This is a genomic window from Methylobacterium sp. 4-46 (genome assembly GCF_000019365.1).
Classification (GTDB): Bacteria; Pseudomonadota; Alphaproteobacteria; order Rhizobiales; family Beijerinckiaceae; genus Methylobacterium.
This window is the reverse complement of the sequence record NC_010511.1, coordinates 653,630-668,040: the sequence shown is the minus strand read 5'-3', so window position 1 is coordinate 668,040 and position 14,411 is coordinate 653,630. Positions and strand designations below refer to the sequence as shown.

Below are 14,411 nucleotides of genomic sequence, written 5' to 3'. Positions count from 1 at the left end.
CGCGGACCTGTCCGGGCCGGATCCGCCCCGACGACCGGGCGGGGGCGGACGCGCTCCGCCGCGGTTGGGCGGTGACGGGGGGAGCGGGCTTTCGGCCGGGCCGCCCCGGTGCCCGCACCGTTCCGGCGCGGCTCAGCTCCGGCCGGTCACGGCCCCCCGCCGGAAGCGGGCCCGCCCTGGACGGCGTGAGCGACGCCGCGGCTGAAATAGCTCAGCGGCTTGGGCGTCCCCGGCAGGTAGTACTCCTCCAGTTCGGTCAGCGCGAAGCCGGCCGCTCGGAACGAGGCGGCCACCGGCCGGATGAGATTGCAGCCGACCGCCACCGCTCGCCAGAGCGGGTTCAGCCTGGACTGCCAGCGGGCGACCTTCGGGTCGCGCGACAGCCCGTGCTCCAGGAACAGGGCTCGGCCGCCGGGACGGAGGACGCGGCGCACTTCCGACAGGCTCCTCATCGGATCATGCACGGAACAGAGCGTGTAGGTGATCACGGCCGTGTCAACGCAAGCGTCCTCCAGCGGCAGGCTCTCCGCCGGCGCGGTCCGGATCTCGACCGGGATCTTGGCCGCCCGCCGCCGCGCCGCGCCGAGCTTCAGGAACGCCTCGTTCGGATCGACGCCGATCACGCGCGAGACACGCGCAGGGTCGTAGAAGGGAAGGTTCAGGCCCGGGCCGAACCCGACCTCCAGCACCGTGCCGGCGGCACGCGGCACGATCTTCTCGCGCTCGGCACTCACATTGGCCATCGCGCACGCACACCGCACGAGGCGGGGACCGACATGCCGCTCGTAGAAGCCCATCCGTTCCTCCTGCCGCGCGTGGCCGCGCCCGATGGTCGTGTCGGGGCATGCGAGGGACGTCCGTCGGACATAGCACGGATCGCGCCGAATGCCGATGATCCGCCCCGAGGCCGGGAGGGGCGGCGGTGGCGGGGCGGCTGGCCCGCGCAGCGCCGCGTTCTCCCGCCCTGCCGGCAGGCCGCCCCCGATCCGCGCGGGATCGAGGGTGAGCGCGCCGCGGCCCACCCGCGGAGGCGGTCGGTTCGTCCGGCGCCCCGGTGGGGAAGTCCCCTTCAGGTAGTCGAGGAGTGGGCAGACGCGGGCGCTGAGCCGCCGCGAGGGGTGGAGCGTCCACAGGGCGATGGCCCACCCCTCCCCACACCCGGTCGTCCCGCGCGCGGGCGTTCCGCGCTAGCGCACGGCGAAGGGCGCCTGGAACGGTCGCCCGAACACCACGCCGGTGTTCACCGTCTGCACCGGCTTGAGGAAGGCGGTCCCGCCGCGGGTGTTGCCGCGGGTGTCGACGAACGTCACGGGCCCCTCCACCCACTCCATCACCGACACGTCGCCGGGCGCGCCGACCTGGAGGGTGCCGAGCTTGGGGCCGCGATCGATCACCCGGGCGGGGGCGGAGGTCGCCATCGCGACGACCTGCTCCGGGCTGAAGCCGAGCGGCAGGAACTTGCTCATCACCCAGGGCAGGAACGGCATGCCCGGCGTGTTGCCCGAGACCACGTGCAGGTCGGACGAGATCGTGTCCGGCGGCGCCCCCTGGGCGATCGCGGCCTCGGCCACCGTGAAGTCGAAGCTGCCGCCGCCGTGGCCGATGTCGAAGATCACGCCGCGCCGCTTCGCCTCCAGGGCGGCGGGCAGCAGCTTCCCGTCCTGCACGATGTTCGTGAACTGGCCGGCGAGGTTCGGCGCCCCCGAATAGCAATGCGTGAGGATGTCGCCGGGCCGCAGCAGGTCCAGGATCTGGCTCATGAGCGCGGCGGTCTCGACGCCGCCGATATGGACCATGATCTTGGCGGGGCGCCCGGACATCTCGCAGGCCTGAATGGCCCGCCGCAGCGGCTCGGCACCGTGCTTGAAGATGACGTTCTCGGACATCCGCACCTTCACGCCGATGACGAAGTCCGGGTTCTCCGCCAGGGCCAGGGCGCAGGCCTCCACCTGGGCATTGTCGATGTTGTAGAGTTCGGCGACCGGAAAGGCCGAGAGGCCATTGTTGGCGATGTGCACGAAGGCGAACATCCGCGTGCGGGTCTGGGCGGCGATGTGCCGGCGCAGGGCCGCGAGGTTGTTGGCGCCCGCGTCGCCGGCCGAGACCACCGTGGTCACCCCGGAGAACGGCACGGTCTCGTCCGCCGGGATGCCGATGGCCGACCCGTACGGGTAGGTGTGGGCGTGGAGATCGACCAGTCCCGGCAGGACGAGCTTGCCCGAGGCGTCGAGCACGCGCTGCGCGCGCGCGGCCGGGATCTCGGGGTCGAGCGCCTCGATCACGCCGAAGCGGATGCCGACGTCGCGCTTGGCGCGCAGGGACTGGCTCGGATCGACGACCTCGCCGCCCTTGATCACGAGGTCGAACTTGTCGTTGGGCCCGATCGCGCCCCTCGCCCCCGCCGCCGCCAGGATGCCGGCGGCGGACAGGCCGCCGAGCCAGGTCCGACGTGTCACGTCGCTCATGGTGCCCTCCCTGCGTGCCGCCCAGCCGGCGTCACGTCTTCCGATCGCTACTTGCCCAGGTGCCTGTCGAAGAACCACGCGATCTCCTCGAAGACCTTGCGGGTCTCCGGGGCGGTGTCGTCGCGGATGTAGTGGGCGTGCGACTGGCCCTCGCCGACCTGGAGATACGCCTCGACGCCCGCATCCCTGAGCTTCCGGTGCACCCGGACCGTGTTCGAGAGCAGGAGGTCGCGCGTGCCGGTGGTCAGGATGGTCGGCGGGAAGCCGTGCATGTCCCCGTAGACCGGGGAGAGCATCGGGTCCTTGAGGTCGTGCCCGGCGGCGTAGACCTTGGCGCCGTCGTCGCAGAAGCCGTCGGGCGAGACCAGCACGTTGTCGAGCATGGCGTTGGTGACGAAGCTGTCGCCGACCTTCGTGGTGTCCGACATCGGGGTGCCGGGGGCGATCGCGGCCGGCAGGGGCACGCCCTCCTGCTTGGCGCGCAGCACCATCGCCAGGGTGAGCGCGCCGCCCGCCGAGGTGCCGAAGATCCCCATCTTCCTCGGGTCGGCCATCCGGGTCGCCGCCCGCCAGACGGTCATGGCGTCGTCGTGCGCGGCCGGGTAGTAGGCCTCGGGCGGCATGCGGTAATCGACCGAGATCACCTTGAAGCGGCCGAAGCCGGCCATGAAGATCGCCTCCGGCAGGCCCGCCTCGCCGGGGTTGAGCACGTAGCAGCCGCCATGGACGTGCACGAGCAGGCGGTCGCGATTCTCCGGCGGGATCGTCTCGGGCGTCAGGATGAAGGCGCGCACCCCGTCGATGGTGGTGCGCTCGACCTTCACGTGCAGGCGTTCGAGCATGCCGGGCACGAGCTTGCCGAGCGCGGCCGCGCCCGCCTCGGCCACCGGCTTCCACTCCTCGCCGGTCCGCGGATGGATGTTCCAGTTGGTGCGCAGCGGCGCCCCGATGATCTTCGCCAGCTGCGGGCTGACGTCGGCGGGCACCGGCACGGACTTGGCCGGGACCTGGAGGGGGGGCGGCTCCTGGGCGGCGGCGCCGGCCGCGAGGGCGCCCGCGAGGGCCCCCGCGAGGAGGCCGCCCGGGCGGGGGAAGCGACGCGAACGGACGGTCATGGGGGATCTCCTGCTGTCGGCTCCGATCAGGGTTGGCCGTCCGCCGCGCGGGCCGCCTCGACGAGGCGCTCGGCATCCTCCCGCAGGAGGAGCCGCTCGGCGACGAGGGCGTCCGCCGCCCGCCTCACCCGGTCGAGATAGGCTCCGGCCTCGGCGTAGCGCTCCTCCAGGGAGGGGCGGGGATCGCCGGACGCCTGCCGCTCGGCGCGGCTGCGCGCGAGGAGGATCCGGCTGCCCTCCCGGTCGCACAATTCCCCGCCCGGGAAGGGCTCCGCGTAGAGGTTCCAGCCCGTGAAGGTGGCGCGCGGCGCGGCGACCTCCGGCAGGCGGATGCCGGCCACGTCGTGCCCGTCCGCGTCGGTCTTCGGGACGAGGGGCCGGTATTGCGGGCCGCTCTCCGGGCGCGGATCGACGTAGGTCGAGAACCGCGCGATGGCGTTCGGCGCCTCCGGCACGCGCATGCCCGGGATGTAGGGGAAGCCGGCATCCTCGGCGGGCACCAGGGTGCCGTCGGAGAGGCGCGGCACCCGGCTCTCCGGAGGCGCGGCGCCCGTCGTCACCCACTCCTCCAGGGCCACGAGCAGCGCCCGCAGGGCCGGGGCGGGGTTGAGCGTGCTGCGAGGCAGCGCGCAGGGCCCCCGGGTCGAGGTCAGGCCGGCCCGCCCGTAGTGGAAGCCGCTGGACACGAGGTAGGCCCGCGCCGTCGCGGGCAGCGCCGCATCGGCCCGCCCGAGCGGGTCCGTGGTGAGGAGGGAGGCGCCCTTCTGCCAGTACTCGGTGGAGGTGTTCACCTCCATCAGCAGCGGGTCGAAGCCGTCTCCGCGCAGCAGCGCGCCGGACAGGCCGGTGACCGGGTCGCGCATCGCGGCGGCCGAGAACGGGAACGTGTTCTCGGGGTAGAGATGGTCCTCGTGCTGGGTGTTGGTGCGCGAGGGCTGGCCGAAGCGGGCGTTCAGGAAGACGCCGCCGACGCCGGAGATGTGCAGGAGCATGCCGTCGAAGACGCGCCGCCCCTCCTCGTCCTGGTTGAAGCCCTGCCGGATGAAGTCGCGCAGGAAGCGCCCGCTCTGCGAGATCCCGAGCGCGACGGCGTGCTTGACCGCGCCGCCCGCCGGGTTGGCGGGCGCGGCCTGCGGCCCGCGCAGGAAGGCCACCACGTCCCGGGTGGCGGCGAAGCCGAGGCCGAGCACCTTCGGGTTGATGGCCCGGTAGGTGAACTCATAGAGGGTCCCGGGCTCGGGCTTCAGCCCCTCGGGCAGGAGCCGCAGCTCGCCGGCCGAGGCCAGGGTCCAGGCGCTCTCCGGGACCGGGCGCGGCGCGTCCGCCTCGCGGCGGCGCACCGTCAGGCTCGCTCCGGCCCTGTCGAGGGAGGCCGCCTTGAAGGTGAGGAGGAACGGCGCCTCGGGCGGGCCGCGGGTGGCGCTCACGAGTTCGTCGCGGACCGTCTCGACGATGGGCTTGCCGCCGCGGGTCGCGACCGGGACGTCGATCGCCATCCCGCCCTGCTGGCGCAGGGCATCGGCCTCCCATCCCGACCACACGATGGTGTCGCCGCGCCGCAGGACGAGCGCCGTGCCCGCATCCTGCAGCGTGCGGGGATCGTTGACCGCCTGGGCGCCCTGGGGCGGCGCGTCGAGCACCCAGTTGAACAGGAACTTCCTGCCGCGGTTGACGACCTCGTACAGGAGCGTGCCGCTGCCGCGGGCCGGATCGCTCGGCCGCAGCATGAAGAAGTCGGTCCGATACTCCACGAGGCCGCGCGCGTTGCGGGGCGCCAGGGCGATGTCGGCGATCCCGGCATTGCGCGGATCGGCCGGATCCAGCTCGCCGCGCGCCGTGCCGATGACGCGCTCGTAAGGGCCGCTCTCGCCGAAGCTCTGCCCCTCCGCGAAGGGCTCGACCGTCCTGACCTCGATCGCGGTGATCCGGGCCTGGGCCGGTTGAGCCCAATGTCCACAGACGAACGCACCCAGCAATGCGGTCGCGACCTTCCACATTTCAGTTTCCTCACCCGACCAGCGTCAAGCTGCGCTGTTGATCCGGATCTTACACGCGGTCTCTCGCCCGTCGAGATCCACGAGGTTCATTTCGCGATGCAAGGGACGATCAGGATCGACGGCGCGCGATGCGGCGCCGCAAGACAATCGTGAACAGAGCGTTCGGCCGCGCCGCCGGAACCGCCCGCGCGCAGCCAACAAGGGGCGGCCAATCAGCGAACAAATGATCCGGGTCGGACCCCTGCATCGAGAGACGGTGCTCGCGACGGATCTTGGACGGGTGCCGCGCCGCGGCTCATCCGCGCGTCGCGGCGCGCTCCTGGCGAGGGCGCGACGGCTCGCGGGGCACCGGGGCCCCGCGGTCCAGGGTCCGGGCGGTCCTCACCGGTCCCCGACCCGGATCCGCGCGCCACGACGGGCGGCGAAGCTCCGCGCCGCCCCTTGACGGCGGGGAGCGCAGCCCATCCTCTCCGGGGACGGCGCGGGCCTCTCCGCACCCGCGCGGATCCGGACAGGACCGAGCCCGTCGCGGAGCCGGGACCGGGGGCGGCCCATGAGCCTCGGCGAGGATTATCCCGGTCTCGACGCCACGGCGCTCGCCGACCTGGTGCGGCGGCGGCAGGTCGGTCCGGCCGAACTCGTCGAGGCCGCGATCGCGCGGCTGGAGCAGGTCGAGCCCCACCTCGCCGGCATGACCGAGTGGGCGCTCGACCAGGCCCGCCGGGCGGCCCGGGAGCCCGTCGGCGGCCCCTTCGCGGGCGTGCCGTTCCTCCTCAAGGACAACATGCACGTGGCGGCGGGCCTGCCCTACCACAACGGCAGCCGCATCTGGCGCGGATGGGTGCCGCCGCGGGACAGCGAGATGGTGCGGCGCTTCAGGGCCGCGGGGCTGATCATCCTCGGCAGCACGAAGGTGCCGGAACTCTCCCTGACGCCCGTGACCGAGCCGCGCCACCTCGGGCCCGCCCGCAATCCGTGGGCCCTCGACCGCACCGCCGGCGGCTCCTCCGGCGGATCGGCCGCCCACGTGGCGGCCCGCAGCGTGCCCATGGCCCACGCGACGGACGGGGGCGGGTCGATCCGGATCCCCGCCTCCTGCTGCGGGCTGTTCGGGCTCAAGCCCAGCCGCGGGCGAACCCCGAACGGCCCCTATCTGGGCGAGGGCTGGCACGGCGCGGCGGTCGGGCACGTGCTCACCCGCAGCGTCCGCGACAGCGCACGGCTGCTCGACGCCGTGGCGGGCCCCGATCCGGGCGCGCCCTGCGCGCTCGCGCGGCCCGGCCAGTCCTTCGCCGCCGCCGCCGCGCGCCCCCCGGAGCGGTTGCGGATCGCCTGGTCCTCGCAGGCGCCCAACGGGGCGCCCGTCGATCCGGAATGCCGGCAGGCCGTCGAGGACGCGGCCGGACTCTGCGCCGCGCTCGGCCACGCGGTCGTGGAGGCGGCCCCCCGGATCCCGGACGCGTATTTCGACTGGTTCCTGACCGTCTTCCTCGCCGCCGTGGCGCAGGAATTCACCTTCGCGGAGGAGACGACCGGGCACCGGGCCCGGCGCGCCGAGGTCGAGGAGAGCACCTGGCTCTGCCGCGCGCTCGGACACGGCTTCTCGGCGGCCGAACTCTCCCTCGCCCTGGAGCGGCTGCACCGGACCAGCCGCCGGATCGCCAGCTTCTTCGACAGCTGCGACGTGCTGCTGACGCCCACCCTGGCCAGCCCGCCGGTGAGGCACGGCGACCTGCGGTCGAGGGGCCTCGACGCCGTCCTGGAGGCGCTGGCGGCCCGCCTCGGGGTCGGCCGCTACCTGCGCTACGGGCCCCTCCTGCGCCAGGCGGCCGAGCGCGCCTTCCGCTTCATCCCGTTCACGCCGGTCTGGAACATGACCGGTCAGCCGGCGGCGAGCCTGCCGCTGCACTGGACGCCCGACGGCCTTCCGGTCGGCGTCCAGGCCGTCGGCCGCGTCGGCGAGGAGGCGACGCTCCTGGCGCTGGCGGCCGAGCTGGAGCAGGCCCATCCCTGGAGCCATCGCCTGCCCCCGCTCGGCGCCGCCTCCGCGTAGGGAGGCCGCGCGCCGCGCTCACCGGGCGGGCGCCGAGGGAGGGCCGGATTCCCCGGCGGAGGCGCTCGCGGCTGCGCTGCGCGCCGTCACGCAAGCGGCCTGGAAGGCGAGGCCCGCGTCGAGGACGTCCAGCGCGTATTCGGGCCACCGCACGGGCGCGAGCCGCAGCGCCAGCGTCACCCCCGCCGAGACGGTCGTCGTCACCGCGTCGTTGCGGGCGCTCAGCCACGTGGCCGTGATCAGCGGGTTCGGATCGTGCCGGAACCGGGCCAGCGCACCCGCCGTGAGCGACCCGATCGCGATCGCGCTGGCCGCCGAGAAGCCCAGCAGCCCGGGATCGATCGGCCGGGGGTCGGCGATCTTCTGCGACAGGTCGTAGAGCGTGTGCAGCCCCGCGACGGCCAGGATGGCGGCGATCGCGAGGGCCGACAGGCGTTCGACGGCGGCGCCGCGCCCGAACACCACGGCCGCGATGCCGTAGAGCAGGACGGTGTAGATCCAGTCGACGGCGTCCTTCAGGAACTGCGCCGATCCGAGCGAGACGGCCCAGCCGGCTTGCGCCAGCGCGAACAGGAACGTGCCCCCGGCGATCGACCAGATCGTGACCTTGTAGGCGCGCGCCTGCCGGGCGGCCCGCGAATCCGCCTCACTCATCCGACCCGACCCCGGTCACGGGATGACGGCGTCAGGGCGTGCGGACGGCTCATGATCGCCAGCCTATCGTCGTGCCGACCGGGACGGAAGCCGCCCGGGCGAGGGGCGCCGCATCGCGCGGCGAAGGCGGCGAGGAGCACGGCGAGGCCCGTCGCGCGGGCGGGGGTGGGGCGTGGGGTCATCGGCTTGGCCCGTCGCGTGATCGTGCGCACGGCCCGCGGCCGCGGCCCGCCTCAGGCATCGTCCCGCGCGGCCTCCCCGGCGCCCCCCGCCGGGCGGCAGCACTCCGCGATCACCGCCGGGGCGCCGCGCAGGAAGATGCGGACGTCGTCGGCGATGATCGGCGCCACGTCGTCCGGGACCGGCCAGCCGTAGATGAAGCGGCGGATCGCGAGGTAGAACACCTTGCCGTGCAGCGCCCAGACGGCCTCCTCCTCACGCTCGGCGAGCGGGACCTCGTCCGGATCGGGCAGGCCGAAGCTCGCCCGCAGCTCCGCGCAGACCGGCCGGATCAGCTTGTCGCGCACCACCGTGAGGTAGCGCGGGGTGATGTCGGTGCCCTTCAGCCCCGAATGGATGAAGATCCGCACCCAGTCGTAGTCGAAGATCCGCTCCGCGTATTCGCGGTAGAACCGCACCAGCCGCGCCTCCAGGGGCTGCGAGCGGTCCTGGATCAGCCCGGCCCAGTCGGGGTTCCAGCGGCTGACGTAGACGTGCTCGTAGACGCGGTCGATCAGGGCCTCCTTGGTCGGGAAGTAGCGGAAGATCGCCGAGTGGGTGATGCCGAGCCCCCGGGCGAGGTCGCGCGTCTGCCCCTCGAAGCCGCGCGCGGCGAAGAACCGCGTCGCGCCCTCGATGATCATCCGCTCCCGCTCGGCGGCGGGCAGGTGCCGCCGCCGCCGGGCCGGCGGACCCGTCACGACGCCCTCGCTCACGGCCGGCCCGCTCCTCCCCCGTCACCGCCCGACCCTGCCCCCGTTGTGAGCGCTTGGTCAATTCTCTTGACGGCCCGTCGGCTCGGCGCGTAGCGTTGTGACCAAGTGGTCGAAACGGACCGCAGCCCCGGAGGACGCCCGTGAAGGCACGCGCCTTCGCCTATCGCCGCGTCGAGAGCCTGCAGGAGGCGCTCGCGGCCTTCGCGGCCTGCGAGGGAGAGGCGCGCTACCTGACGGGCGGCCAGAGCCTGCTGCCGGCCCTGAAGCTGCGCCTCGACGCGCCCGACCTCCTGATCGATATCGGCCGGATCGCGGCGTTGCGCGGCATCGCGGACGGCCCGGGGGGCCTGCGCCTCGGCGCGCTCACCCGCCACGCGGAGATCCTGCGCGACCCGCTCGTCGCCGCGCGGGCGCCGCTCCTCGCGGAGGCGGCCGCCCACGTCGCCCATCCGGCGATCCGCAACCAGGGCACGCTGGGCGGCAACCTCGCCCTCGCCGATCCGGCCTCGGAATTCCCGGCCTGCATGCTGGCCCTCGGCGCCCGGATGGAGATCGCGGGCGCGGGCGGCGCCCGGATGGTCGCGGCCGAGGACTTCTTCCGCGACCTCTACGACACCGCCCTCGCGCCCGGAGAGATCCTCGCGGCCGTGTGGGTGCCCCCGCCGGCGCCGGGGCAGCGCCACCGCTTCGACGAACTCGCGCGGCGGCGCGGCGACTACGCCCTCGCGGGCCTCGCCGCCAGCGCCGATCTGCGCGAGGCCGGGCGCGTCGCGGCGATCCGGCTCGCCTTCTGCGCCGTTGGGCCGACGCCGATGCGCGCGCCGCGCGCCGAGGCGGCGCTGACGGGCCGGCCGCTCGACCGCGAGGCGATCCGCGCCGCGCAGGCCGCCCTCGGCGACGACCTCGCGCCGGCCGACGACGCGTCCCTCTCCGGGGCCGTGCGCCTGCACCTCGCCCGGGTGCTCCTCGGGCGCGTGCTCGCCTCGCTCGCCGGGGAGGCCCCGTGACCGAGCCGCTGCCCATCCGGTTGACCGTGAACGGCGCGCCCGTGCGCCGCTTCGTCGAGCCGCGCCTGTCGCTGGCGGATTTCCTGCGCCAGGATCTCGGCCTCACCGGCACCCATCTGGGCTGCGAGATGGGGGCCTGCGGCGCCTGCCTGGTGCGCCTCGACGGGCGGGCGGTCCATGCCTGCCTGACGCTCGCGGTCCAGGCCGACGGCGGCACCGTCGAGACGGTCGAGGGGCTCACCGAGGCCGGGACCCTCGCCGACCTCCAGGCGGCCTTCCACGCCCGGAACGCCCTGCAATGCGGCTATTGCACGCCCGGGATGCTGGTCGCCGCGCAGGATTACCTGGCACAGGACGGCGCGCCCTCCCGCGAGGCGATCCGCGACGCGCTCTCGGGCAATTACTGCCGCTGCACCGGCTACGAGGCGATCGTGGACGCGATCGCCGAGGTCGCCCGGGCGCGGCGGGCGGGGAGGCAGGCGTGAGCCCGTCCTCCGACAGCCCCCACCGGGCGCCGGGCGGCTATATCGGCGCCGCCCTGCCGCGGCCCGGCGCCAAGCGCCTGCTGCAGGGGCGCGGGCGCTACACCGACGACATCGTCCTGCCGCGCATGCTGCACGCGGCCTTCCTGCGCAGCCCCTACGCGCATGCGCGGCTCCTCGCCCTGCGCATCGAGGCCGCCCTGGCGCTGCCGGGGGTGCGGCGGGTGCTGACCGGCGCCGATTTCGAGGGGATCTGCGCGCCCTGGACCGGCACGCTCGGCCATTTCGCCGGCATGAAATCCTCGCCCCAGCGCCCGCTCGCGACGGGCAAGGTGGTCTGGGCCGGCCAGCCGGTCGCGATGGTGCTGGCGGAATCCCGCGCCGAGGCGGAGGACGCCCTGGAGGCGATCGAGGCGGAGTTCGAGGAGCTCGACCCGGTCGTCGATCCGGAGGCGGCGCTCGCGCAGGGCGCAGCCCTCATCGACGAGGCGCTCGGCGACAACCTGATCTTCCGCACCCGGATCGAATCGGGCTCGCCCGATTCCGCCTTCGCGGGCGCCGAGACGGTCGAGGCCGAGTTCCGCTTCGGCCGGCACACCGCGGTGACGCTGGAGCCCCGCACGATCCTGGCCGATTACGATCCCGGCGAGGAGCGCCTCACCGTCCACCAGTCGACGCAGACGCCCTACCAGTTCCAGGACCTCTACGCCCGCCATTTCGGCCTCGCGGAATCCCGCGTGCGGGTGGTGGCGCCCGATGTCGGCGGCTCCTTCGGGATGAAGCTCCACCTCTACCACGAGGACATGGCGGTGGTGGGCGCGAGCCTCCTGACCGGGCGGCCGGTGAAGTTCGCCGCCGACCGGATCGAGTCCTTCCTGTCCGACATCCACGCCCGCGACCACCGGGTGCGCGCCCGCCTCGCCGTCGCCCCGGACGGGACGCTGCGCGGGATCGAGGTGGAGGACCTGACCGGCGTCGGCCCCTTCTCGGCCTATCCGCGCACCAGCGCCGTCGAGGGCAACCAGGTCGTGCGCCTGATCGGGGCGCCCTACCGCATCGCCGATTACCGGGCCGACCTGCGGGTCGTGGCCCAGACCAAGACCCAGATGAGCCAGTACCGGGCGGTCGGCCACCCGATCGCCTGCGCGGTGACCGAGCGCCTCGTCGACCTCGCGGCGGAGCGGGTCGGGCTCGACCCGTTCGAGATCCGCCGCCGCAACTACGTGACGCAGGACATGTACCCGCACACCACCGCGAGCGGGTACCGGTTCGAGCGCCTGTCCCTGGAGACCTGCCTGGAGCAGCTCCACGCGCTCATGGACTACCCGGCCCTGAGGGCCGAGCAGGCGGCGCTCCGCGCCCGGGGCGTCCATCGCGGCATCGGGCTCGCGACCTACGTGGAGATCACCAACCCCTCGCCCGCCTTCTACGGGGTCGGGGGCGCCCACATCGCCGCGCAGGACGGCTGCGTCCTCAAGCTGACGCCCTCGGGCGAGGTGCAGTGCCTGATCAGCGTGACCGAGCAGGGCCAGGGCACCGAGGCGATCATGGGCCAGATCGTCGCCGAGGGCCTCGGCATCCGCCGCGAGGCGGTGCGGGTGATCACCGGCGACACCGACGTCACGCCCTCGGGCGGGGCGACCTGGGCCTGCCGCGGGGCGGGGATCGGCGGCGAGACCGCGCTCCAGGCGAGCCGCAAGCTCAGGCGCCGCGTGCTGGAGATCGCGGGCGCCATCCTGCAGGCCGCGCCCGACGCCCTCGCCCTGCGCGACGGGCAGATCCTGGGCCCCGAGGGCACGGCCCGGATGAGCCTCGGCGACCTCGCCACCCTGGTCGCCTTCCGCTCCGACCTCCTGCCGCCCGGCATCGCGCCGGACCTCACCGTGGCGCATCACCACGCGCCGCGCGGGTATCCCTTCGCGTTCAGCAACGGCATCCACGGCAGCCTGGTCGAGGTCGACGCCGAGACCGGCCTCGTGCGGATCCTGCGCCACTGGGTCGTCGAGGATTGCGGCCGCATCATCAACCCGCTCCTCGTGGACGAGCAGATCCGCGGCGGGGTGGTGCAGGGGCTGGGCGCCGCCTTCTTCGAGGAGTGCCGCTACGACGAGCGCGGCCAGCTGCTCAACGGCTCCCTCGCCGACTACCTCGTGCCGATGGCCTGCGAGATGCCCGACATCGTCATCCGCCACGTCGAGACGCCGACGCGGGATTCGGATCTCGGCGCCAAGGGCGTCGGCGAGGCCGGGACCGCCGCCGCCTCCGGGGCGGCGCTCAACGCCGTCAACGACGCGCTCAGGCCGTTCGGGGCGGCGCTGGCGCAGCTGCCGATGACGCCCGAGCGCATCCTGCGCGCCCTCGGGACGGTGTGATCCGATGCGCCGGGGCCGGGGGCGCGCCGGCCGACAGGGGAGGGGACGATGGGCGGGTTTCTGGCGGGCGGGGCGGCGCCGACGCGCCGCGCGGTGATCGGCGGCGGGCTCGCCCTCGGGGCGCTGGCCGGGCTCGGGCGGCCGGCCCGCGCCGCCGAGCCGATCCGCATCGGCTTCCCGGTCCCGATCACCGGCCCGTTCGGGGCGGAGGCGAAGGACCAGGTCCGCAGCGCCGAACTCGCCGTGCGCCAGTTCAACGAGGCCGGCGGCCTCGGCGGCCGCATGGCCGAGCTCCTGGTCCGCGACGACAAGCTCAACCCCGGCGAGGCCGCCACCCGCACCCTCGAACTGATCGAGAAGGACAGGGCCCACTTCATCGTCGGCGCCCTGTCGAGCGCGGTGCAGCTCTCGGTCAACGAGATCACCCGCTCGCGCAAGGTGCTCTACGTCTCGATCAGCCAGTCGGACACGATCAACGAGGCCAAGGATTTCGGCCGCACCACCTTCCACGAGGCGCTCAACCCGCACATGACGACCGCCGCGGTCGCCAAGCACGCCTTCCGCAAGGGCAGCCGGATCGCCTACCTCGCCGCCGACTACGCCTACGGCCACGAGATGCTGCGCGGCTTCAAGCGCGCCGCGGCCGCGATCGGCGCCGAGACCGCGGGCGAGATCCTGCATCCCTTCGGGGCGCCCGACTACTCGACCTTCATGCCGCGGCTGCGGACCATGAGGCCCGACATCCTCTGCATCTGCAATTTCGGCCGCGACCAGGCGAACGCCATCAAGCAGGCGAACGATTTCGGCATGAAGCGGGCCTCGCGCCTCGTCGTGCCGGTGCTCCTGCACAACCAGCGCCTCGCGGCCGGGCCCGACGCCTTCGAGGGCGTCGTCGGCGCCGCGAACTACTTCTGGCGCCTGGAGGAGACGGTGCCGAGCGCCAGGGCCTTCAACGACGCCTTCCGGGCCGCGCATGGCGGCGCCGTCCCGACCGATTACGGCGCCTACGCCTACACGGCCGTGCGCGCGCTGCTGATGGCGGTGACGAAGGCCGGCGGCACCGACACCGAGGCGGTCGTGACCGCCCTCGAAGGGCTCACCTACGACGTCGCCAAGGGGCCGGAGCATTACCGCGCCTGCGACCACCAGGCGGTGCAGTCGGTCCTGGTCCTCGAATCCAAGAAGAAGTCCGAGATGGCGGGCGAGGCCGACCTCTTCACCATCCTGGCGATCGAGCCGGGGTCCGAGGCCGCCCTGCGCAGCTGCGAGGAACTCGGCCACAGGGCCTGAGGAGCGGGAGCCCGGCGTGACCTTCGAATTCCTCGACGTCG

11 protein-coding genes are annotated in these 14,411 nt (G+C 73.9%); 5 read left to right on the top strand and 6 right to left on the bottom strand.

What is annotated here, in order from left to right; genetic code table 11:
* Positions 1-146: 146 nt before the first annotated feature.
* The 4 genes from M446_RS02740 to M446_RS02725 all read right to left on the bottom strand — a co-directional run bounded on the left by M446_RS02740 (position 147) and on the right by M446_RS02725 (position 5,577).
* A complete protein-coding gene (locus M446_RS02740) occupies positions 147-797 on the bottom strand; it encodes a class I SAM-dependent methyltransferase (RefSeq protein WP_012330538.1) in 651 nt (216 codons plus the stop codon).
* Between the two features lie 390 nt (positions 798-1,187).
* Entirely contained in the window at positions 1,188-2,465 is a 1,278-nt protein-coding gene (locus tag M446_RS02735; protein WP_012330537.1) for an amidohydrolase family protein, read from the bottom strand.
* A gap of 47 nt (positions 2,466-2,512) precedes the next feature.
* Complete coding sequence (locus tag M446_RS02730; RefSeq protein WP_012330536.1) at positions 2,513-3,580, bottom strand: alpha/beta hydrolase; 1,068 nt, start codon at positions 3,578-3,580, stop codon at positions 2,513-2,515.
* A gap of 26 nt (positions 3,581-3,606) precedes the next feature.
* Positions 3,607-5,577: an alpha/beta hydrolase domain-containing protein gene (locus M446_RS02725; RefSeq protein WP_012330535.1), complete on the bottom strand. Its 1,971-nt coding sequence runs from the start codon at positions 5,575-5,577 to the stop codon at positions 3,607-3,609.
* Between the two features lie 553 nt (positions 5,578-6,130).
* On the opposite strand from M446_RS02725, the gene M446_RS02720 reads away from it, so the two are divergent.
* A complete protein-coding gene (locus M446_RS02720; RefSeq protein WP_012330534.1) occupies positions 6,131-7,630 on the top strand; it encodes an amidase in 1,500 nt (499 codons plus the stop codon).
* An 18-nt stretch (positions 7,631-7,648) separates the two neighbouring features.
* Here the strand turns inward: M446_RS02720 and M446_RS02715 are convergent, their stop codons facing one another.
* A complete protein-coding gene (locus tag M446_RS02715) occupies positions 7,649-8,284 on the bottom strand; it encodes a hypothetical protein (RefSeq protein ID WP_012330533.1) in 636 nt (211 codons plus the stop codon).
* 233 nt (positions 8,285-8,517) lie between these two features.
* Positions 8,518-9,219: a TetR/AcrR family transcriptional regulator gene (locus M446_RS02710; protein WP_012330532.1), complete on the bottom strand. Its 702-nt coding sequence runs from the start codon at positions 9,217-9,219 to the stop codon at positions 8,518-8,520.
* Between the two features lie 140 nt (positions 9,220-9,359).
* Between M446_RS02710 and M446_RS02705 the strand changes: the two genes are divergently transcribed.
* The 4 genes from M446_RS02705 to M446_RS02690 are packed head-to-tail and all read left to right on the top strand — an operon-like array spanning position 9,360 to position 14,370.
* Positions 9,360-10,226 carry an FAD binding domain-containing protein gene (locus tag M446_RS02705; RefSeq protein WP_012330531.1) on the top strand — a complete coding sequence of 289 codons (867 nt, stop codon included), beginning with the start codon at positions 9,360-9,362 and terminating at the stop codon, positions 10,224-10,226.
* Positions 10,223-10,711, top strand: coding sequence for a (2Fe-2S)-binding protein (locus M446_RS02700; RefSeq protein WP_012330530.1), 489 nt, complete (start codon positions 10,223-10,225; stop codon positions 10,709-10,711). The genes M446_RS02705 and M446_RS02700 overlap by 4 nt, the downstream gene beginning before the upstream one ends.
* The gene (locus tag M446_RS02695) at positions 10,708-13,080 is read left to right on the top strand and encodes a xanthine dehydrogenase family protein molybdopterin-binding subunit (protein ID WP_012330529.1); all 2,373 of its coding nucleotides are present in this window, start codon (positions 10,708-10,710) and stop codon (positions 13,078-13,080) included. Before M446_RS02700 ends, M446_RS02695 begins: the two co-directional genes overlap by 4 nt.
* 48 nt (positions 13,081-13,128) lie before the next feature.
* Entirely contained in the window at positions 13,129-14,370 is a 1,242-nt protein-coding gene (locus tag M446_RS02690; protein ID WP_012330528.1) for an ABC transporter substrate-binding protein, read from the top strand.
* The last annotated feature ends 41 nt before the right edge of the window (positions 14,371-14,411 follow it).